Origin of the sequence: Zhongshania aliphaticivorans (assembly GCF_902705875.1) — a bacterium.
Lineage (GTDB): Bacteria > Pseudomonadota > Gammaproteobacteria > Pseudomonadales > Spongiibacteraceae > Spongiibacter > Spongiibacter aliphaticivorans_A.
In genome coordinates, this window is sequence record NZ_CACSIK010000001.1 from 326,317 (window position 1) to 348,417 (window position 22,101).

The 22,101-nt window shown below is 48.3% G+C and carries 17 protein-coding genes and 1 tRNA gene; 16 read left to right on the forward strand and 2 right to left on the reverse strand.

The annotated features are described in order from the left end of the window. Positions 1-37 precede the first annotated feature (37 nt). Complete coding sequence (recN, locus tag AELLOGFF_RS01580) at positions 38-1,705, reverse strand: DNA repair protein RecN (RefSeq protein WP_159267019.1); 1,668 nt, start codon at positions 1,703-1,705, stop codon at positions 38-40. A 188-nt stretch (positions 1,706-1,893) separates the two neighbouring features. Here recN and grpE point away from each other — a divergent pair, with 188 nt between their 5' ends. From grpE to greA, 8 genes are all read left to right on the forward strand, one after another. Continuing rightward, positions 1,894-2,454, forward strand: a complete 561-nt coding sequence (gene grpE, locus AELLOGFF_RS01585) for a nucleotide exchange factor GrpE (RefSeq protein ID WP_159267020.1) — start codon at positions 1,894-1,896, stop codon at positions 2,452-2,454. Between the two features lie 118 nt (positions 2,455-2,572). Next, positions 2,573-4,495, forward strand: a complete 1,923-nt coding sequence (gene dnaK, locus AELLOGFF_RS01590; protein ID WP_159267021.1) for a molecular chaperone DnaK — start codon at positions 2,573-2,575, stop codon at positions 4,493-4,495. A 187-nt stretch (positions 4,496-4,682) separates the two neighbouring features. Beyond that, positions 4,683-5,804 (forward strand): molecular chaperone DnaJ, encoded by a 1,122-nt coding sequence (dnaJ, locus tag AELLOGFF_RS01595; protein ID WP_159267022.1) that lies wholly within the window; start codon positions 4,683-4,685, stop codon positions 5,802-5,804. 137 nt (positions 5,805-5,941) lie between these two features. After that, positions 5,942-7,327, forward strand: a complete 1,386-nt coding sequence (locus AELLOGFF_RS01600) for a YihY/virulence factor BrkB family protein (RefSeq protein ID WP_159267023.1) — start codon at positions 5,942-5,944, stop codon at positions 7,325-7,327. Between the two features lie 29 nt (positions 7,328-7,356). Further along, positions 7,357-8,163 carry a 4-hydroxy-tetrahydrodipicolinate reductase gene (gene dapB / locus AELLOGFF_RS01605; RefSeq protein WP_159267024.1) on the forward strand — a complete coding sequence of 269 codons (807 nt, stop codon included), beginning with the start codon at positions 7,357-7,359 and terminating at the stop codon, positions 8,161-8,163. A gap of 297 nt (positions 8,164-8,460) precedes the next feature. After that, the gene (carA, locus tag AELLOGFF_RS01610) at positions 8,461-9,600 is read left to right on the forward strand and encodes a glutamine-hydrolyzing carbamoyl-phosphate synthase small subunit (protein ID WP_159267025.1); all 1,140 of its coding nucleotides are present in this window, start codon (positions 8,461-8,463) and stop codon (positions 9,598-9,600) included. Between the two features lie 123 nt (positions 9,601-9,723). Next, a complete protein-coding gene (gene carB / locus AELLOGFF_RS01615; RefSeq protein WP_159267026.1) occupies positions 9,724-12,945 on the forward strand; it encodes a carbamoyl-phosphate synthase large subunit in 3,222 nt (1,073 codons plus the stop codon). Next, on the forward strand, positions 12,942-13,424 hold the full coding sequence (greA, locus tag AELLOGFF_RS01620; protein WP_159267027.1) for a transcription elongation factor GreA: 483 nt from the start codon (positions 12,942-12,944) through the stop codon (positions 13,422-13,424). Before carB ends, greA begins: the two co-directional genes overlap by 4 nt. A gap of 12 nt (positions 13,425-13,436) precedes the next feature. Here the strand turns inward: greA and yhbY are convergent, their stop codons facing one another. After that, positions 13,437-13,745, reverse strand: a complete 309-nt coding sequence (yhbY, locus tag AELLOGFF_RS01625; protein WP_159267028.1) for a ribosome assembly RNA-binding protein YhbY — start codon at positions 13,743-13,745, stop codon at positions 13,437-13,439. A gap of 91 nt (positions 13,746-13,836) precedes the next feature. Between yhbY and rlmE the strand changes: the two genes are divergently transcribed. The 8 genes from rlmE to AELLOGFF_RS01665 all read left to right on the forward strand — a co-directional run bounded on the left by rlmE (position 13,837) and on the right by AELLOGFF_RS01665 (position 21,952). Beyond that, on the forward strand, positions 13,837-14,460 hold the full coding sequence (gene rlmE, locus AELLOGFF_RS01630) for a 23S rRNA (uridine(2552)-2'-O)-methyltransferase RlmE (RefSeq protein ID WP_159267029.1): 624 nt from the start codon (positions 13,837-13,839) through the stop codon (positions 14,458-14,460). Between the two features lie 113 nt (positions 14,461-14,573). Next, positions 14,574-16,523, forward strand: coding sequence for an ATP-dependent zinc metalloprotease FtsH (ftsH, locus tag AELLOGFF_RS01635; protein WP_200842679.1), 1,950 nt, complete (start codon positions 14,574-14,576; stop codon positions 16,521-16,523). Between the two features lie 7 nt (positions 16,524-16,530). Further along, positions 16,531-17,412 carry a dihydropteroate synthase gene (gene folP, locus AELLOGFF_RS01640; protein WP_235035588.1) on the forward strand — a complete coding sequence of 294 codons (882 nt, stop codon included), beginning with the start codon at positions 16,531-16,533 and terminating at the stop codon, positions 17,410-17,412. Then, on the forward strand, positions 17,405-18,739 hold the full coding sequence (gene glmM / locus AELLOGFF_RS01645) for a phosphoglucosamine mutase (RefSeq protein ID WP_159267031.1): 1,335 nt from the start codon (positions 17,405-17,407) through the stop codon (positions 18,737-18,739). Before folP ends, glmM begins: the two co-directional genes overlap by 8 nt. 72 nt (positions 18,740-18,811) lie before the next feature. Then, the gene (gene tpiA, locus AELLOGFF_RS01650) at positions 18,812-19,567 is read left to right on the forward strand and encodes a triose-phosphate isomerase (RefSeq protein WP_159267032.1); all 756 of its coding nucleotides are present in this window, start codon (positions 18,812-18,814) and stop codon (positions 19,565-19,567) included. Then, positions 19,567-19,974, forward strand: coding sequence for a preprotein translocase subunit SecG (secG, locus tag AELLOGFF_RS01655; protein WP_159267033.1), 408 nt, complete (start codon positions 19,567-19,569; stop codon positions 19,972-19,974). The genes tpiA and secG overlap by 1 nt, the downstream gene beginning before the upstream one ends. 8 nt (positions 19,975-19,982) lie before the next feature. Further along, positions 19,983-20,068: transfer RNA gene (locus AELLOGFF_RS01660), tRNA-Leu, on the forward strand. Between the two features lie 114 nt (positions 20,069-20,182). Continuing rightward, positions 20,183-21,952, forward strand: coding sequence for a hypothetical protein (locus AELLOGFF_RS01665; protein ID WP_159267034.1), 1,770 nt, complete (start codon positions 20,183-20,185; stop codon positions 21,950-21,952). Positions 21,953-22,101: the final 149 nt, after the last annotated feature.

Here is a 22,101-nt window from a genome sequence, read left to right on the forward strand (position 1 = left end):
TAGGCCGCCTTTGTTGTATCTGGGCTGTTGTAAGTCTTTAGTGTTGAGTGCCCAGCATTTCTTTGGCGTGGGCCAGGGTATTTTCGGTAATAGCTATGCCGCCTAGCATTCGTGCAATTTCTTCGATTTTTTGATTTTCCTCTAGTGGTTCTAGGCTGGTTGTTAGCTTGGCTTTGCTGCCGACTTTTTGGACTTTGATGTGGTGGTCGCCTTGGCTTGCTACTTGCGGCTGATGTGTGACACAGAGTACTTGGCTGCGTTTACCTAGTGCATTGAGTAATTGGCCAACAATTTCAGCGGTAGCACCGCCGATGCCGACGTCAATCTCGTCAAATACCACCGTTGGAATGGCGGCTACTTGCGCGGTAATGACCTGAATGGCAAGGCTGATACGTGACAATTCGCCGCCGGATGCAATTTTGCTCAGCGGGCCTTTTGCTGTTGTAGGATTGGTACTGATTAATATTTCGATATCTTCTTGGCCGTGACTGTGGGGCTCATCGTGACTTAATGGGTGCATGGCAAATTCAATTTCGCAGTGTTTCATGGCCAGTGCCTGCAGCTGCTTTTCTATGCCTTGTTTCATCAGTTTGGCTGCTTTCTCACGCTTTTTGCTCAGCGAGGTGGATGTCGTTAAGTATGCTTTAAGGGCTTGGTCCTGTTCTTTGCTCAGCTGCTCTATTTTTTCATCGCTAGCATTTAAAGCTTCGAGCTGCTGTTCTAGGGTGTTTTGGAGGTCCGGAAGGTCATCAGCCTGGATTCGGTGTTTGCGTGCAGTTTGGTAGATGGCGTCAAGTCGTGTTTCGACTTCCGTTAGGCGCTCTGGGTCGAGTTCGGTGTCATCAATGACGCGTTGTAGTTCGCTCGCGGCTTCTTCAATTTGAATTCGCGCGCTCTCTAAAAGTTGGGCCGCGTTATTCTGAGAGTTACTTTGGTGCTGGCTGCTTTGTAGTGAAGACAGGGCTTGGTGAATAATGCCCATGGCGTTAACTTCGCCCTCGCGGCAGAGATTAAGGCTGTGATGGTTGGCGGTAAGAATTTGCTCGGCATTGGCTAATTGTTTTTGCAGATTTTCTAGTTCGTCGACCTCACCGGGTTTTAGGTCAAGGCGATGCAGCTCTTCAAGCTGGTAGCGCAAGAGTTGTTCTTGTGCGTTTTGCTCGGCTAAATTTGCTTCTAGTTCGGCGAGGGTTTTGGTACTGCGCTGGTAGTGTTGGCAGTGTTCATTGACTTGCTTTGCTAGCTCCGTGGTGCCTGCGTAAGCGTCTAATAACTCGCGTTGGTAAGATTTTTTGAGTAGTGATTGGTGAGCGTGCTGACTGTGAATGTCGATGAGCAGGCTGCCGAGTCCGCGAATGTCTTGCAATGTTGCGGGCTGACCGTTGATGTAGGCGCGTGAGCGACCGTCGGCGGTAATCACCCGCCTAAGCATACACTCATTACTGTCATCTAAATCACGTTCTTCTAGCCATTTGTGGGCGGCTGGAATGTCGCTGATGTCAAATAGGGCATGAATATCTGCACGATCACTTCCATTGCGGACAATATTGCTATCGGCTCGGTCGCCCAGTGCCAGGCCAAGCGCATCTAGCATAATGGATTTACCCGCGCCGGTTTCACCGGTTAGTACGGTCATTCCAGCCTTGAGCTCAATGTCGAGGTGCTCGGTAATGGCGTAATTACTGATATTGAGGTTGCTCAGCATGATGGTCGCTCGCTGTCGTACAAGTTGTCTGTATGTATATACAGTAAAGTACTGCTGCTCGATGCAGCCGTCAATCGCTTGATGTAAAAATATTGGAAATTGCCTTGAATTACTTGCGCTAAGCCCCATATACGCGACAACGCGGAAAATGTCCGCAAGACCTATTGGATGTGACGGAGATTGGGTACGTGACAGAGGAACAAGATAAAGCAGCAATGCAGGATGAAGATATTCAGCCTGACGAGCAGCAAGAGGACGTTGAATTGAGTGGCGAGCTGGGGCCAAGCTTGGAAGAGCAGCTTGAAGCGGCCAAACAGGCGGTTGTTGATGCGCAGGAGCAGTCGTTACGGGCGGTAGCTGAGGCGCAGAATATTCGGCGTCGCGCTGAAAAAGATGCCGAGAATGCACGTAAGTTTGCGCTCGAGAAGTTTGCTGGAGATATGCTGCCGGTTGTCGATAACTTGGATCGTGCATTGGCCTCTGCAGATGTTGAAGATGAAGCCTTAAAACCTATTTTAGAGGGTGTAGAGCTGACTCGAAAAACATTGGTAGATGCGTTGGCGCGTCACAATGTTGAGCAGTTGAACCCTGTTGGCGAGCCCTTTGATCCCGAGTATCACGAAGCGATGGCAATGGTCCCTAACCCGGACGTGGAGCCTAACTCTGTGATGGATGTGATGCAGAAGGGGTACACCTTGAATGGCCGCTTGCTGCGTGCAGCGATGGTCGTGATTGCTAAAGCGCCCTAAGTAAATTTAGTAAAAACAGGCTATGTCCCCTTGAAATGTGTGGATAAGGGCCAATATTAGTTAACAAGACAAAGCATTTCGCCAGATGTGGCGACAGTTAGTTAAGTGGAGAATCATCATGGGTAAAATTATTGGTATAGACTTGGGTACCACTAACTCTTGTGTTGCTGTAATGGACGGCGACAAGGTTAAGGTAATCGAGAATTCAGAAGGTGCGCGTACAACACCTTCTATTGTCGCTTATACAGAAGACAAAGAAATTTTAGTTGGCCAAAGTGCTAAGCGCCAAGCGGTTACTAATCCGCATAACACGCTTTATGCAGTGAAGCGTTTAATCGGTCGCCGCTTTGAAGATGATGTTGTGCAAAAAGACATCAACATGGTGCCCTACGGTATCTGCAAGGCAGATAATGGCGATGCTTGGGTAGAAGTGAAAGGCGAGAAGTTGGCGCCGCCACAAATTTCTGCAGAAGTTCTTAAGAAAATGAAGAAGACGGCAGAAGACTACCTTGGTGAGAAAATCACTGAAGCAGTTATTACTGTCCCTGCCTATTTTAATGACTCTCAGCGTCAGGCCACAAAGGATGCGGGACGCATAGCTGGTTTGGATGTGAAGCGGATTATCAATGAGCCAACCGCAGCGGCATTGGCTTACGGCATGGATAAAGCAAAAGGTGACCGCACGGTTGCAGTATATGATCTTGGTGGTGGTACTTTTGATATCTCGATTATTGAGATTGCCGAAGTTGATGGTGAGCACCAGTTTGAAGTGTTGTCTACAAACGGCGATACCTTTTTGGGCGGTGAAGATTTTGACATGCGCCTGATTGATTACTTGGCAGAAGAATTTAAGAAAGAAAACAGTATCGACCTGAAGGGTGACTCTTTGGCTGTGCAGCGTTTAAAAGAAGCTGCTGAAAAAGCCAAGATTGAATTGTCTTCTAGTCAGCAGACCGAAATTAACCTGCCCTACATCACGGCAGATGCCACTGGTCCTAAGCACTTGGTTGTGAAATTGAGTCGTGCCAAGTTGGAGTCATTGGTTGGCGATCTAGTTGCACGCTCTTTAGAGCCTATGAAGGTGGCATTAAAAGATGCTGGCCTTTCTGCTTCTGAGGTTGACGAAGTAATTTTGGTGGGTGGTCAGACTCGTATGCCTTTGGTGCAAACTAAGGTGACTGAGTTCTTTGGTAAAGAAGCGCGTCGTGACGTTAACCCAGATGAAGCGGTTGCGATGGGTGCAGCTTTGCAGGGCGCGGTACTGTCTGGTGAAGTAAAAGACGTTTTATTGCTTGATGTAACACCACTGAGCTTGGGTATTGAGACCATGGGTGGCGTTGCCACACCTTTGATTGAGAAAAACACCACGATTCCTACAAAGAAATCACAGGTATTCTCAACAGCGGATGATAACCAGACAGCGGTAACGATTCATGTTGTTCAAGGTGAGCGTAAGCAAGCTGCAGCCAACAAATCGTTAGGACGTTTCGATTTGGCCGATATTCCACCAGCACCGCGTGGTTTGCCGCAAATCGAAGTAACTTTCGATATTGATGCCAACGGTATTTTGCATGTTTCCGCTAAAGACAAGGCTACCGGCAAAGAGCAGTCTATTCGCATCACTGCGTCTAGTGGTCTAAACGACGATGAAATTGAACAAATGGTTCGTGACGCAGAAGCTAATGCTGAGGCAGATAAAAAGTTTGAAGCTTTAGTCACGGCACGTAACACGGCGGAAGGCTTGGCTAACGCAACTCGTAAAACAGTTGAGGAAGCTGGCGATAAGGCTACCGAAGAAGAGAAAGCGGCAATAGAAGCAGCGTTGACTGAGGTTGATGAGGCAGTTAAAGGTGATGATGTCGAGAAAATCGAAGAAGCCACCAAGAAATTAACTGAAGCATCGGGCGGTTTGGCTCAGAAAATGTATGCCGAGCAAGCTGCGCAAGCGGAAGCTGAGGGCGGTGCTGAGCAACCGCAATCGGGTGCTGATGATGTTGTCGATGCTGAGTTCGAAGAAGTTAAAGACGACGATAAAAAGTAAGTTTTGGGGTCGAAAGGCCCCAATCTTGCATTCTGCTTAACGGGAGACGTGGGGCGCTGGGACTGTTAAGTTCTGTAGGTGTTCTATCGATTTCCCGTTTGGCGTTTAACCACGTTATTAATTTATATAGTAGAGTGGATTGGCACTTGGATGCTATTTCTCTCCTGGACAGTGTAAAAACAAAGCTATGTCAAAAAGAGATTATTACGAAATTCTGGGTGTCTCGCGGGATACCGATAGTAAGGAAATTAAAAAAGCCTACCGTCGTATTGCGATGAAAAATCATCCCGACCGTAATCCCGATGATCCAAAGGCTGAAGATATTTTTAAAGAAGCGACAGAAGCCTATGAAGTGCTTTCTGACGATGAAAAGCGCGCAACATATGACCGGTTTGGTCATGAGGGTGTTAATGCTGGCGCGGGTGGTGGCGCTGGGGCGGGCGGCTTTAGTGATATTTTTGGTGATGTTTTTGGTGATATCTTTGGTGGCGGTGGAGGCGGTCGTCAGCGTGGGCCACAACCAGGAGCTGATCTTCGCTATACCCTAGAAATTGACCTTGAACAGGCTGTTCACGGGTCAACGGCAAAAATTCGTATACCTACTTTGGTGGCGTGTAAGCCCTGCGATGGAAGTGGTGCTAAAAAAGGCTCTAAGCCGGTAACCTGTTCCACCTGTAACGGTGTTGGCCAAGTGCGAATGCAGCAAGGTTTTTTTGCTGTCCAGCAAGCGTGTCCAACGTGCCGTGGCAAAGGCACCATTATTTCTGATCCGTGCTCGTCGTGTCATGGTCAGGGCTTGATCGAAGAGACTAAAACATTGTCTGTGAAGGTGCCTGCTGGTGTCGACACGGGTGACAGGATACGCCTCAGTGGCGAGGGCGAGGCCAGCCCCAATGGTGGCCCAACAGGTGATTTATACGTGCAGATGTCGGTGCGGCCGCATCCCATATTTAAGCGCGATGGTAAGAACCTGTATTGCGATGTGCCAATTAGTTTTGCTGATGCGGCTTTGGGGGGCGAGTTAGACGTGCCCACATTAGAAGGGCGGGTAAAACTAAAAATTCCAGCAGAGACTCAGACTGGTAAATCATTTCGCTTGCGTGGTAAGGGGATTACCCCTGTGCGTGGCGGTAGTACCGGTGATTTAATTTGCAAAGTAACATTGGAGACGCCAGTCTCCTTGAGCAAGCGTCAAAAAGAGTTAATTCAAGAATTGCAGGCTAGTATGGAAGGTGATGATAAGCAGTCGCCAAGAAAGAAAACGTGGTTCGATGGCGTGAAAACTTTTTTTGATGATATGAAGCTCTAATTAATTGCCCTTCTTATTGACCGGTTCTGCTTTTGAGTGGAATCCGGTCTCGACTTCCCTCCATTTTTTCTCCATTCTTGGCGACATGTGAATGCGGAGATTCTACGCTTCCATCTATATAAAAGGCGCCAGAATTAATGGATAAAACCCTCAATAAATTTGTAGCTAGCTACCTGTGGTCAGATAAGGTTGTGCATTACAGCGCGTGGAAGCGAAAGCTCATTGATGTGCTGCGCTTGCTTTATGTGGTGTTGGATGACCTAACCAAGGGTGAGTTAACACTGCGCGCTATGAGCTTGGTGTATACCACTCTGCTGTCCTTAGTGCCGATGATGGCGGTGAGTTTTTCAGTACTGAAAGCCTTTGGGATGCACAATAAGCAGTTGGAGCCCGTTATGCTTCAGTTTCTTGCGCCCATGGGAGCTCAGGGTGTTGAGATTACAGAAAAAATAATTGGATTTATTGATAACGTCAAAATTGGCGTTTTGGGCACTTTTGGCGTTGCCCTGTTATTTTATACTGCGATCTCGCTGATCCAGAAAATTGAGGCGACGTTTAATTATATCTGGCGTCTGGACCAACATCGCAGTATTGGTCGTCGTTTTGCGGATTACGGCAGTGTGATGTTGATTGGGCCGTTATTAGTGTTTTCGGCAATTGGTTTATCTGCCAGCGTGTTAAGCGGTGGTGTTGTGCAAACCCTAAGTAGCCATTTGCCCTTTGTGCAGCATTTAATTGCATTTGCCACGGAGGCCGCGCCTTATTTAATGATTATTGCGGCGTTCACTTTCTTTTATATGTTTATTCCTAACACGAGAGTTACCTTCCGTGCTGGTTTTGTGGCGGGGGTGGTGTCAGGGATTTTGTTTCAGAGCCTGGGTTGGGGGTTTGGTAGTGTTGTGGTGTCAGCTAGCGGTAGCGGCACATATGCAATTTACTCTGGTTTTGCAATCTTGATTCTTTTTATGATGTGGATGTACATCAGTTGGTTAATTTTGCTGGTGGGCAGCAGTGTGGCTTTTTACGTGCAGCACCCAGAATATATTGCGCCAGTGCGGCGTAGCGGTGATTTGAGTATTCGGCAGCGAGAAACCTTGGCGCTGCAGGTAATGGCAATTATAGCGCAGCGTCACTATCAGTCTCGAAAACCATTTTCTGCAAGTGATTTTGTATATCGATTGCGGGTGCAGATCCAAGGTGTAACCCGTGTGCTTGGGGCATTAAGGGCGGCAGGCCTAGTAGCAGAGGATCACGAGGATCCGCCGCGATATTTGCCGAATGTGCCCCTGGAGAAAACGTCATTAAAAACCGTAATTGACGCAGTAAGAAATGACGGTTCTGTGCCAATGATTGCTCTGCGAGTGCCTCGCAAGCCGGTGCATGGTGTTGCTGAGGTGACGGCGGCTATTGATGCCGCTTTAGAAGAAGCGCTAGCATCGACGACTGTTCGCGATATGGCCATTGATGACGAAGAGGTTGCGGTCGATGGCGGGGGCGTGAGTGCNGGGGTTGATAGAAATTGAGTTTGAATTCTTAAATATTGGAAGGTGTTATGACAGTTCGGATAGCAGTAACAGGTGCGGCAGGCCGGATGGGCCGCATTTTAATTGAAGCAGTATCACTGAATGATGATTGCGAATTAACGGCAGCGATTGAGCGCCCAGAGAGCTCTTTATTGGGCGCGGATGCGGGTGAGCTGGCGGGGTTGGGTAAAAACGGGGTGGCAATCGTTGGCGATGTGGCTTCGGTGCTAGAAGACTTTGATGTGTTGATTGATTTTACAGTGCCTGCGGCAACGCTTGCCAATGCGAAGGCGTGTGGTGCAGCTGGTAAAGGGATGGTGATTGGGACAACCGGTTTTAATCAAGAGCAAAAAATCGAGTTAGAGGCGGCTATCGCCCCGATTGCCATTTGTCAGGCCTCTAATTTTAGTACTGGGGTGAACCTGTGCTTTAAATTATTAGATATGGCTGCGAAGGTCTTGGGTGATGATGTTGACGTTGAAATCGTTGAGGCGCATCACCGCCATAAAATTGATGCACCTTCTGGTACGGCGTTAAGCATGGGGCATGTTGTTGCCGATGCGCTAGGCCGTGATTTAGAGAAAGTGGCTGTTTATGGTCGTGAAGGGCAAACAGGAGCTCGCGAGCGTGACACTATTGGCTTCGCGACTGTGCGAGGCGGGGATGTGGTGGGTGATCACACTGTCATGTTCTGTGCCGAAGGTGAGCGCGTGGAGATCACCCACAAGGCCAGTTCTCGTATGTCATTTGGCCGCGGAGCGGTGCGTGCTGCGGCCTGGGTTAGTGCCCAGTCTGCGGGGCGCTATGATATGCAAGATGTGCTTGGTTTAAAGTAGTTGGTATTTATTTGGCCCTATATACCCTTTTAGTTAGCGGTTGACCAAGGTTTAGTGGTGGCAAAGTGAATGCGTGGTATTTATTGCGGTGGACGTGCAGGGGGCATTTCGCGTAAAATCGCGCATCAGATTAGGGTGCCGAGCTGAATAAGCTCCGCAGCCCCGCAAAAAAGCGAGGTGAAGCAATCTTCATCTCGCTTTTTTGCACGCGTATTTTCCTCTGTGGTCTCTAGGTTGTCGTTCCGATGTGTGTGTCGGCGGTGGCTCTCGGCTGCAAGTTTTATCTAGGAGGTAGTCTTGACGGTTCCAGCCATACTTGCCCTTGAAGACGGCAGCATTTTTCGGGGCATCGCCATAGGTGCCGAAGGGCATTCGGTTGGTGAGGTCGTATTTAATACGGCAATGACCGGTTACCAAGAAATTTTGACCGACCCCTCGTATGCGCGTCAAATTGTGACGCTCACTTACCCTCATATCGGCAATACTGGCGTGAATAGCGAAGATGAGGAAGCGGAAACGATTTGGTCTGCTGGCCTAGTTATTCGTGATTTGCCGATGCTTGCGTCAAGTTTTCGTAGCGAACAGAGTCTTTCTGAATATCTGAAATCTCGTAATATTGTTGGTATTGCGGACATAGATACTCGCCGTTTAACCCGTATTTTGCGTGACAAAGGAGCCCAGAGTGGTTGCTTGATGGCGGGGGATATCGATGACGCCAAAGCATTAGCCATGGCGAAAGAGTTTGCCGGCTTAAAAGGCATGGATTTGGCCAAGGAAGTGACGACACCCGAGCGTTATGAGTGGCGCGAAGGTAGCTGGACGCTTGGTGAAGGCCATAAAACGTATGCTGATGATGAACTTCCTCATCATGTTGTTGCTTATGACTTTGGTGTAAAGCGCAATATCTTACGCATGTTGACGGATCGAGGCTGCCGCTTAACCGTGGTGCCGGCCAAAACAACTGCTGCAGAAGTGCTGGCGATGAATCCTGATGGTGTCTTTTTATCTAATGGCCCTGGTGATCCAGAGCCATGTGATTACGCCATTTCAGCAATTAAAAAGATATTGGCAACCGCTGTGCCTGTGTTTGGTATTTGCTTGGGGCATCAGTTGCTTGGCTTGGCGTCTGGCGCAAAAACCCAAAAAATGAAATTTGGTCATCATGGTGCCAACCATCCGGTGCAAGATTTAACCACTAAGGTGGTGCATATCACTAGTCAGAATCACGGTTTTGCCGTTGATGAAAACTCATTACCTGAAAACCTCATAGTCAGTCATAAGTCCTTATTTGACGGTTCACTGCAAGGCATTCAGCGTACAGACATTCCTGCGTTTGGCTTTCAAGGCCACCCAGAGGCGAGTCCCGGCCCGCATGATATTGCGCCGTTATTCAATCAATTCATTGATATGATTGTGGCTGCTAAGCAGGTTAAATAAGGCTTAGATCACACCTGCACATTTGGCGGGTGTAGATAGAGAACGACACTAGCTAGTGTCTGCTGCTTAGCTTCCAGTAGCAGACTGTTTATTATGAAGCACAGAGTTAGATGATTAGTACTTATGCCAAAAAGAACTGATATCCAAAGCATACTTATCCTTGGAGCTGGCCCCATTGTAATTGGTCAAGCTTGTGAGTTTGATTATTCCGGTGCTCAGGCGTGTAAAGCGTTACGTGAAGAAGGTTACCGAGTCATTTTGGTGAATTCTAACCCCGCAACGATTATGACCGACCCGTCTATGGCAGATGCCACTTATATTGAGCCTGTGGTTTGGGAGACGGTTGCAAAGATCATTGAGAAAGAGCGCCCAGACGCAATACTTCCTACCATGGGTGGGCAAACGGCGCTGAACTGCGCGCTGGATCTAGATCGAGAAGGTGTGCTGGCCAAGTATGACGTTGAGATGATTGGCGCAACCAAAGATGCTATCGATATGGCGGAAGACCGCCTTTTATTCGATAAGGCGATGAAGCGTATCGGGCTAGAGACCCCTAGGTCGGCAATTGCTCATAGCATGGAAGAAGCATTGCAGGTTTTGGACTCCATCGGTTATCCCGCGATTATTCGCCCCAGCTTCACAATGGGTGGCTCGGGTGGTGGTATTGCCTATAACAAAGAAGAGTTCGTGGAGATTTGTACTCGCGGTCTAGATTTGTCGCCCACTAATGAGCTGCTAATTGATGAGAGCTTGATAGGTTGGAAAGAATTTGAAATGGAGGTTGTCCGGGATAAAAACGACAACTGCATTATCATTTGCGCGATAGAAAACTTTGATCCAATGGGTGTGCATACAGGTGATTCCATTACGGTTGCACCGGCACAAACCCTGACCGATAAAGAGTACCAAATCATGCGTAACGCCTCGTGTGCGGTATTGCGTGAGATTGGTGTTGAAACTGGTGGTTCAAACGTCCAGTTTGGTATGGAGCCGCATACAGGGCGCTTAGTAGTTATTGAAATGAACCCGCGGGTGAGTCGTTCCTCGGCCTTGGCGTCAAAGGCTACTGGTTTCCCCATAGCGAAAGTGGCCGCCAAGTTAGCGATCGGTTACACCTTAGATGAATTGCAAAACGATATTACCGGCGGTGCGACACCTGCGTCCTTTGAGCCGGCTATCGATTATGTCGTCACCAAAATTCCACGATTTACCTTTGAAAAGTTTGGCGAGGCTCAGACTCGACTGCATACGCAGATGAAATCTGTTGGCGAGGTAATGGCCATTGGTCGAACTTTCCAGGAGTCTCTACAAAAAGCATTGCGCGGCCTTGAAGTGGGATCTGCAGGATTTGAACATCAGCTTGATGTAGATCGCGATGATGCGCGTGACATCTTGATAGCCGAGCTAACGAACCCTGGTCCCGAGCGTATTTGGTTTGTTGCCGATGCTTTCCGCGCTGGAATGAGTGTTGAAGAGGTTTTTGAGCACTCGTGGATTGATCCTTGGTTCTTGGTGCAGATCGAAGATATTGTCAAAACCGAAAACTCGCTTAAAACCTTGGCACTGACTGATATTACCAAGGACTTAATGTGGCGTTTAAAGCGCAAAGGGTTTTCTGATCAGCGCTTGTCGGTGCTGTTGGCGGTAAGTGAAAAACAACTGCGTACCCTCAGACATAGTTTAGATATTCATCCTGTTTATAAGCGGGTGGATACTTGTGCGGCAGAGTTTTCTACATCGACCGCGTATATGTATTCGACGTATGAAGAAGAATGCGAGTCGCAGCCAACTGGTCGCGATAAAATTCTTGTTATTGGTGGCGGCCCTAACCGTATTGGCCAAGGCATAGAGTTCGATTACTGCTGTGTCCATGCGGCATTGGCAATGCGTGAAGATGGTTACGAGACCATTATGGTCAACTGTAACCCCGAGACGGTGTCGACTGATTACGACATCTCGGATCGCCTGTACTTTGAGCCCGTTACCCTAGAAGACGTGTTAGAAATTGTTGCTAAAGAGAAGCCAAAAGGGGTTATCGTTCAATTTGGTGGTCAGACACCACTGAAGTTGGCGCGAGACCTTGAAGCGGCGGGTGTGCCTATTATTGGGACATCGCCTGATGCGATTGATCGTGCTGAAGATCGTGAGCGATTCCAGCAAATGATCGAGCGTCTAGAGTTAAAGCAACCGCCAAATACTACAGTGCGTTCGGAAGAGGCTGCGTTATCGGCGGCCGCGAAAATTGGATATCCATTGGTAGTGCGTCCATCTTATGTTTTGGGCGGGCGAGCAATGGAAATTGTTTACAAAGAAGAAGAGCTGCAACGCTATATGCGTGAGGCGGTAAGGGTTTCTAATGAGTCACCGGTACTGCTGGATCACTTTTTAAACGCGGCAGTAGAAGTCGATCTTGACGCGGTGTCTGATGGCAAGCAGGTTGTCATTGGTGCGATCATGCAGCACATTGAGCAGGCGGGTGTTCACTCGGGCGATTCAGCGTGTTCACTGCCCCCATATTCATTGTCTGCAGATGTGCAAAATCGCATGCGCGAGATTGTTAAAGCAATGGCCCTGGAATTAGGCGTGGTTGGATTGATGAATGTCCAGCTGGCGGTGCAAGATGGCGAAATTTACGTTATTGAGGTTAATCCTCGCGCTTCTCGTACCGTACCGTTTGTGTCGAAATGCATTGGTGTGTCCCTGGCTAAAGTGGCTGCGCGCTGTATGGCGGGTACAAGCTTGGCAGCGCAAAACTTCACAACGGAAGTTATTCCTAAATACTTCTCAGTGAAAGAGGCTGTTTTCCCCTTTGCTAAGTTTCCTGGCGTAGATCCGATTTTGGGGCCAGAGATGAAGTCGACTGGCGAGGTTATGGGCCTAGGTGAAACGTTTGCAGAAGCGTTTGCTAAAGCTGCCGTTGGCGCGGGTGAGGTATTCCCAACCAGTGGTAAAGCGTTTATAAGTGTTCGTGATCCTGACAAAGAGGGTGTGGTTGCCGTTGCAGAGCAGCTAGTTAAGCAAGGTTTTGTCTTGTGCGCGACCCGAGGAACACACAAAGTGCTGACAGCGGCTGGCTTAGAGTGTAAGCGGGTAAATAAAGTGCTGGAAGGGCGCCCCCATATTGTCGATATGGTGAAAAATGGGGATGTGAATTTAATTATTAATACCACCGAAGGTAAGCAGGCGATTGCTGATTCGTCGCTAATTCGTCGAAGTGCTTTGGTAAATAAGGTGAGTTACACCACAACACTTGCGGGAGCGGAGGCAATTTGTCAGGCTTTGGCTTTTGGTGAAGAGAAAACAGTGCGTCGTATACAGGACGTACACGAGGGTATGATGCAATGAATCAGGTGCCAATGACGGTAGCCGGCGAACAAGCGCTGCGTGATGAATTAAAAAAATTAAAGTCTGTTGAGCGTCCACGTATTACTCAGGCAATTGCTGAAGCGCGAGCCCATGGCGATTTGAAGGAAAATGCGGAATACCATGCTGCGCGTGAGCAGCAGGGCTTTTGCGAAGGTCGTATTCAAGAAATAGAGAGCAAGCTTGCTGGTGTACGAGTTATCGATATTTCAGCGATTCCCTACACGGGTAAAGTGATTTTTGGGGTTACGGTGACCTTGATTAATTGCGAAACTGATGAAGAAGTCACTTACCGTATTGTTGGTGAGGATGAGGCGAGTGTGAAAGAGGGCAAGATTTCAGTGACTTCGCCAATAGCTCGCGCTTTAATTGGTAAGGAAGAGGGTGATGTCGCTATGGTTACAGCGCCTGGCGGGATTATCGAATATGAAATCGACAAGGTGCAACACCTCGCCGAGTAATATGGTTTTGGCCTATACCCGAAGCAGGTTGGACAGCTTTGGGTTTGGTTTCTTTGCAGGTCTGTAAACGAGAGCAATTTTTCCGATAGCTTGAACTAGTTGTGCCTTATGACTTGCACAGAATTGGTCAATCATTGCGCGACGTTCACTAGGTTCAGCTATATTTACTTTAACCTTGATGAGCTCGTGATCATCTAAGGCGCGTTCAATCTCGGTCATGACGCCTTCACTTAATCCTCGGTCGCCAATCATGACCACGGGATTGAGTTTGTGGCCGATACTGCGGAGGTGTTTTTTATCGCTTGCGCTGAATTTAGACATAATATTCTGAAACCGAAAAAGGCGTGGCTAAGTATTTTACTCGAAAGGTGTTCCAGCTGAAATATCAATTCTCGCTAATAATGGGGTGAGCGTGGTTAAACGTACTGGATCTAGTGGCGCGTGGATGAAGGAACATTTTGACGATCATTACGTCAAAATGGCCCAGAGAGATGGCTATCGCTCACGGGCGTGCTATAAATTATTGGAAATCCAAGAAAAAGATCGTCTGATTAAGCCCGGTATGAGTGTGGTTGACTTGGGCAGCGCACCGGGCGGTTGGTCGCAGGTTGCGGCTATGTTGGTGGGCCATCATGGTCAGATCTTAGCGTCTGATATTCTGGAAATGGATACCATTGCTGGCGTTGAGTTTATTCAAGGCGACTTTACTGAAGAAAGTGTCTTTAATGAATTGATGGCTTTTTTGGGGAATCAGAAGGCTGACCTTGTAATTTCAGATATGGCCCCCAATATGAGTGGTATGAGGGATGTTGATCAGCCGCAGTCTATGTACTTATGTGAGCTGGCTTTGGATATGGCTAGCTCAGTATTACGTCCAGGTGGTGGATTTGTCACCAAAATATTTCAGGGGGAGGGTTTTGATCAGTATATGCGCCTTCTTCGAGAGCAGTTTAGCAAGGTAGTTACTCGTAAGCCGGCGGCGTCTAGGCCGAGGTCACGAGAGGTTTACCTAGTAGCCACTGGTCTACGCGGCTAATTATTGCGTAGAGGGTGCCCAATTAATGTAGTAGAGTGGGCAAATGTCGGGGTTGATTTCCCCTTTTGTGAACTTTGCGAACAGTGTAGCGTGAGGATCGGTTTTTGAACGATATGGCAAAGAATTTATTATTGTGGCTGGTTATTGCTGCTGTCTTGTTGACGGTATTCAATAACTTCAGCGTCCAGTCACCGACTGAACAGCTCAACTATTCGCAGTTCATTACTGAAGTGCAGAATGAGCGTGTTCGCAAAGTTGTTATTGATGGCTTGGTTATTAGCGGTGAGCGTAATGATAGCAGTCGTTTTGAGAGCGTGCGGCCCCTTCTTGATGACCCTAAGCTGATTGATGATTTATTAGAGCATAATGTGGTTGTAGAGGGCACCAAGCCTGAGCGCCAAAGCTTGTGGACCCAGTTGTTGGTCGCTAGTTTTCCGATTTTGATTATTCTGGCTATTTTCATGTTTTTCATGCGCCAGATGCAGGGCGGTGCTGGTGGTGGCAAGGGCGGCCCCATGGCCTTTGGGAAAAGTAAGGCTCGACTTTTAAGTGAAGACCAAATTAAGACCACCTTTGCTGATGTGGCTGGTGTGGATGAGGCCAAGGAAGATGTTCAAGAGCTTGTTGAGTTTTTGCGTGATCCAGGTAAATTTCAGCGCCTAGGTGGGCGTATCCCCCGTGGCGTATTAATGGTCGGTCCTCCGGGCACAGGTAAAACCTTGCTTGCTAAGGCGATTGCTGGCGAGGCGAAGGTGCCCTTCTTCTCAATTTCCGGCTCTGATTTTGTTGAAATGTTTGTTGGTGTTGGTGCATCTCGTGTTCGCGATATGTTTGAGCAAGCTAAAAAACAAGCGCCATGTATTATTTTCATCGATGAAATCGATGCGGTTGGTCGTCATCGCGGTGCAGGAATGGGCGGTGGTCACGATGAACGTGAGCAGACCCTAAACCAATTGCTTGTTGAGATGGATGGTTTTGAAGCGAATGACGGCGTTATTGTGATTGCCGCGACTAACCGGCCTGATGTGCTTGATCCCGCGTTACTGCGTCCGGGTCGTTTTGATCGCCAGGTTGTGGTTGGATTGCCAGATATTCGTGGTCGTGAGCAAATCTTAAAAGTTCATATGCGTAAGTTGCCTCTTGGTGATGATGTAGAAGCGTCAATTATAGCGCGGGGCACGCCAGGCTTTTCCGGTGCAGATTTAGCCAACCTTGCTAACGAAGCTGCTTTGTTTGCTGCTCGTATTAATTCTCGCTTGGTAAGTATGGCGCAGTTTAATTTAGCTAAAGATAAAATCATGATGGGCGCAGAGCGCAAATCAATGGTGATGTCTGACAAAGAAAAGCTGAATACGGCCTATCATGAGGCGGGACACGCTATTGTTGGTCGCGAAGTGCCTGAGCACGATCCTGTTTACAAAGTCAGTATTATTCCGCGAGGTCGCGCTCTGGGTGTGACTATGTTCCTGCCAGAGGAAGATCGTTATAGCTTGAGCCGTCGACACATTATTAGCCAAATTTGTTCGTTGTTTGGTGGGCGGATCGCTGAGGAAATGACCTTGGGTGTGGACGGTGTAACAACCGGGGCGTCTAACGATATACAGCGTGCTACTGATATCGCTCGTAAAATGGTTACCAAGTGGGGTTTGTCTGAAAAGATGGGTCCGCTGATGTACGATGAGGCCGAAGAAGAGGTGTTCTTGGGGCGTTCAGCCGGTCAGCAGGGTAAGAGTTTTTCTGGAGAGACCGCTCGTCAGATTGACGAAGAGGTGCGCAGAATAATTGACGAATGTTACGGTACTGCCCAAAAGATACTTGAAGATAACCGTGGTAAGCTTGATGTGATGGCTGAAGCACTGATGATGTACGAGACCATCGATGCCAAGCAGATTGACGATATAATGGCAGGGCGTAAGCCGCGTAAACCTGCAGGTTGGGATGACGATGACCGCACTGGTGGCCATAAAGCCGATGCGACTGAGAGCGAGTCAGGCTCAGAGTCCAGTGAAGATAAGAAAAATCGTCCCGAAGATCCTTTTGTTGGCTCTGTGAGTGACCACTGAGTTTGTAATGACTCCCTTGTTAAGTTCCCCGTCACCGCAGCTTCGCTGCGGTGCTCGCTTATTGGATCTAAGCGAGCCTCATGTTATGGCAATTATCAATGTTACTCCCGACTCCTTTTCTGATGGCGGTGATTACCACGCTGGTGGTTTGCTGCTAGATAAGGTATTGCGTCGTGTTGAGGAGGCTTGCGCTCAGGGGGCAACACTCATTGATATTGGTGGCGAGTCAACTCGACCTGGCGCTCAAGCGGTTGGTGTTGACGAAGAGTGTGAAAGGGTTTTGCCTGTTGTGGAGGCGATCGCTCAGCGCTTTGATGTGGTGGTTTCTGTTGATACCAGTACACCTGAAGTCATGCGAGGCGCAGCGAGCTTGGGTGCGGGTTTGATTAACGACGTGCGTGCCTTGTTACGACCCGGCGCTGAGAGTGTCGCCGCGGCGAATGGTCTCCCAGTGTGTTTAATGCATATGCATGGTGAGCCTGGTTCTATGCAGCGCAATCCAGAGTATCAAAATGTTTTTGACGAGGTTAGTGCTTTCTTGAATGATCGCATTTTGGCCTGCGAGGCAATGGGTATTGCTAGGGATCGTTTTCTAATAGACCCCGGTTTTGGTTTTGGTAAAACTGTGGCTCACAATCTTGAGTTGTTTCGACGCCTGCCTAGCTTTGTTGAAATGGGGTTCCCGGTTTTAGTTGGTTTGTCGAGAAAGTCCATGTTGGGCGCAATTACTGGGCGTGGCGTTGATGATCGTGTTGCGGCGAGTGTTGCCATGGCGGTAATGGCTGTGGAGCGCGGTGCACATATTGTGCGAGTACATGACGTAAAAGAAACGGTTGATGCAGTCAAAATGACGGCGGCTGTAATGTTTGAGAAACGGGCTAATGACTAGAAAATATTTTGGAACAGATGGCGTACGTGGTCGAGTTGGCGAAGGTGCCATTACGCCAGAGTTCGTTCTTAAACTGGGCTGGGCAGTGGGGCAGGTGTTTGCTCGTGAAGGTCGAAGCAAGGTTTTGATAGGCAAAGATACGCGTATTTCGGGTTATATGTTTGAATCTGCATTGGAGGCGGGTTTGGTTGCTGCGGGTGTGGATGTGTTGCTGTTGGGGCCAATGCCTACTCCTGCAATTGCCTACCTCACGAGGACGTTTCAAGCGCGCGCGGGAATTGTTATTAGTGCGAGTCACAACCCCTATTATGACAATGGGATAAAGTTTTTCTCCGCTGATGGGACGAAGTTGCCAGACGAACTTGAGTTGGCGATTGAAGAAGCAATTGATGTGTCAATGACAACAGTGGAATCTGCGCAGCTGGGGAAGGTCCGGCGTATAGATGATGCGGCGGGGCGGTATATAGAGTATTGCAAATCTACGGCGCAAACTGGCTTGTCTTTAGCCGGGTTAAAAATTGTTCTGGATTGCGCTAATGGAGCGACGTATCACGTTGCACCAGCTGTTTTTGCTGAATTGGGTGCTGAGGTCATTGTAATGGGGGTCTCGCCAGATGGCCTTAATATAAATGCTAACGTCGGATCGACTCATCCCACTGAATTGCAATCGAGGGTGGTTCAGGAGTGTGCTGATTTTGGGATTGCCTTTGACGGTGATGGCGACCGCGTATTGTTTGCTGATGCTTCCGGCGATTTGGTTGATGGCGATGAGATACTTTATATTATTGCTGCTGAGCGCCTGCGTCGGGGCAAAGAGTGTAGTGGTGTTGTTGGCACCTTGATGTCAAATCTTGGTTTTGAATTAGCGTTAAAAGCCTTAGGTATTGCATTCGAGCGAGCAAATGTGGGTGACCGCTATGTCAAGGAGCGTATGAATGAGCTTGATTGGCAGCTCGGTGGGGAAAACTCTGGGCACATTATTTGTGGCGATGTAAGTACAACCGGTGATGGTGTAGTTGCTGCGTTAAAAGTGGTTCAAGCTGTGGTGGGTAGCGGTAAAAGTTTGCATGAATTACGAAGACCGGTAAGTAAGTTTCCGCAAATAATGCAGAATATCCGTATTCAGAAGCCGATGGATTTGAATCATGCGGAATTGCGGGCAGAGGTTGATCAAGTAGAGCTGGAATTAGCAGGGCGAGGCAGGGTATTATTGCGCGCCTCTGGAACTGAGCCTTTAGTGCGAGTCATGGTTGAAGGTGAAAATGCTGCACAAGTTGCTGACCTTTGTCAGCGCTTGGCGGGAAAGGTGCAAAAGCTTTCATCATAAGTGGTGGCTGTTCTTGTATGTGTTTGTAAGTTTATGTAAGATTGGCGCCCATTTTGCGCTAAGGGAAATGGAATGCGGAGTAATCTCGTAGCTGGGAACTGGAAGATGTGTGGCAATAGTGCCAGCATTGAGCAGTTGGTCTCGGATTTGAAAACATCGCTACCTGCAGAGCCAGGTGTGGATATCGCAGTTTTCCCTCCCACGGTGTATTTGGGTTCAGTATTATCCGGTTTAGCCGGCTCTCCAGTAGCAGTTGGAGGGCAAAATGTGTGTGATCAGCCTAGTGATGGCGCGTTTACTGGGGAAGTCTCTGCTTTAATGCTGGCAGATATTGGTTGTCGCTACGTAATTGTTGGTCACTCTGAGCGTCGCGCCATTTATGGCGAAAGTAGTGAGCAAGTTGCAGAGAAAGCCAAGCAGGCTTTGCTGCAGGGTTTGGTGCCTTTGGTTTGTGTTGGTGAGACGGAATCACAGCGCGATGAGGGTGCTACGCTTGATGTGATTTCAGCCCAGCTTAAGCCGATTTTTTCGGCTTTGAGTCTTGAGCAATTACAATCTATTGTGATTGCTTATGAGCCAGTCTGGGCGATTGGTACAGGTAAAACGGCAAGCCCTAGTCAGGCTCAAGAGGTGCATGCATTTATTCGTGCACTTTTTGCAGAGAAAGATCAGCAGCTGGCTAAAGGTTTGCGAATTCTGTACGGCGGCAGTGTTAAAGCTGCTAGTGCAGGTGAATTGTTCGCTCAGGCGGATATTGATGGCGGGTTAGTTGGTGGTGCGTCACTTGATGCACAGGAATTTTCCGCAATATGTCGGGCGGCGGAGTAATGGAACAAATTATCTTAATAGTACATGTGTTGGCGGGTCTTTCCATTATAGGTTTGATTTTGGTTCAGCAAGGTAAGGGTGCGGATATGGGGGCCTCGTTTGGCTCTGGTGCGTCGCAAACCTTATTCGGAAGTAGTGGAAGTGGTAATGCTTTAACTCGCGCTACTGCGATATTGGCTACCGTGTTCTTTGTTACCAGTTTGTCTTTGGCCTATGTAGCCAAGCAGCGCAGTGGTGGGGGTGAGGATATTATTGACGTACCTGTGTTGCAGGAAAGTCGAGATGTTGCTCCGGTAGGTGATGAAACTATGCCAGTGCAAATGGGTAGTGAAGAGTCGGATATGCCTTCTGTAGATAGTGATGAAATGCCTGCAGTTGATGGTGATATGCCGGCGGCGTCAGAGTAAAAAATTTAGCCGAAGTGGTGGAATTGGTAGACACGCCATCTTGAGGGGGTGGTGGGCATTGCTCGTGCGGGTTCAAGTCCCGCCTTCGGCACCAAAACAAAAAAGGGGATCTGCATAGCAGATCCCCTTTTTTATTGTTTTTTTTGGATAGATCGATAAGTATGTCTACAGGGATTTAGGGTAAGAGCACTTAATAAGGATGTGTGGTATGGATGCTGAGAATACACAGCGTAACTTGCGTGGCGACGGTACTGGTGGTGAGTTTCGGCCCAGGATTTCGCCAAGTGTTTCGTCTGAGCTATTAGATTTAGACCCTCTTTTGAATGCGAAATGGCAGAACACGGTAAGTGCTGCTTTTAAGGCTTTAAGCGGTGAAGAGAGAAAATATGCTTATCGCCGTTATCTAGCGCCAAAGGGAATAAGGATTGATGCTGAAAATAAGCGTCTTACCTTCTTAGGGCGGCCGACCATTGTCGATATTAAAAATAAACTTGATTCTCCTAAGCTTCTTGCGATAGCGGCGAAGCTAGAAGCTGCATTGTCTGCCTTGGGCGAGCTCCGTGATGCGGGGCCCTATATTGATTTATTGGAAGCGAGTGTTTCCTTGATAAGTGGCGAGGCGACCGAGGAGGATTTACTCAGTATTCGATTGAGGCGAGCGCTGCGGCAGGCTTTTTTGGATGCGCTGGTTATGCTGACAAGATCTGCACCTATGTTGGTGCCTGCAACACACCGAGGTTTAACGCCTGGGGCGGTTCGAGATTTTGTAATAGAGGTATTTCTAAAGCATCAGATGCTGGGCTATCGCTTTCGAGTGAGTCCAGCTGAGAGTTTGGTGAATCATGAGAATGCCTTTATTAGCAAAAAAATTAGTCAAGAGGCCTGTGCTCGGCAGTGTGAGGTTGTGGCGACCGAGCGTTATTTGTATTTAGTTGGGCCGGTGAAGGATTTTTCACTTAACCCTTATTCTGCGCGTAGGTTTTTGCATGAAGACGCAGTATTAAATGGCAGTTCGGTGTTTTTTAATGGTATGGCGATCCCGTATTCTTCCTTGGGTGATGAGGCGATTACTCAACATTTGACGTGGACACTTGGTCGTATTGTCACTATTGAGCGCCAAGTTAACGCCGGATTGGCTGCGTTGATGGCCTCGGCAAATAAGGTACGTGTTGATACCTTGCTTCCGCTGCTGGGTGGTGAGATATCGGCTGATGGTACTGGAGTTGGAGTAGTTGTGGCTAGTAGGGTGAGGGCGTTTGAAGAGCTACTTACCAGTAATGTTTTGGCTAAGTTGCCGCAAGCACTTGCGGTGTTTGCAAAAACAAATGACGACCACGATTATTTGTTCTTTAATTTGCGCGCTTACTTTTTACAGCTGGTGGGCGATGTAAGGGAGTTTGGTGCTCGGTTTGCTATGGCTTGCGATGATGCAGTAGAAGAGCTTGAGTTAAAGTTGCTGAGCTATCTGCGGTTACTTGAAAAGCGGCGAGATGTGGTGTTTTCTCTTCGTTTAAGGGAGGACCCTAGTGTGTTGGCTGGTGCACGTTTACCGCTATTGGAATTTAAGAGGCTGATAAAGGAGTATGAGCCTCAAGCGCGTCGATTGATGTTGAAAAAGGCGAAAGTTCAAAAGACATTGCTAATGCCGGTAAGTAAATGGAGAGAGGCGGTTGATGGCGCTTTAGGGCGTGCTGATCGACACAGGGTTGACTTGGAGCGTTTGGAGCGGGACTTGGCGTTGAAAAAAAAGCAATGCTTGGTTGGGTTGATACGTATTTGTAAGCGCTATCCGGAACTAACGGTTTATCTAGAGCGTGAAGAATTGGTTGCTGTAAATGAGGCGCTTCGTCGCTACGCCCTGCCGGTGGGTAGTGACGGCATCAGTCAATTGCCGATAGTAATTAGTTTGTGGGAGGATCAGTTGGCGTTTGATTTTGATGCTATCGCTAAGCGCATTGGTGTTACAGTTGAAAGTTAGCGGGGCTTAGTCACGACTTACCTTGACCTCTACAGCTTGTCTGAATATAATGCGCCTCCTGATATGGGGTGGCAGTAACGGTTGTATAAGCTTCCTCTGAGCGTAGGGTGACTTCGCTTTTATATAGATCAGAAGTTTTTAGAAGCCCC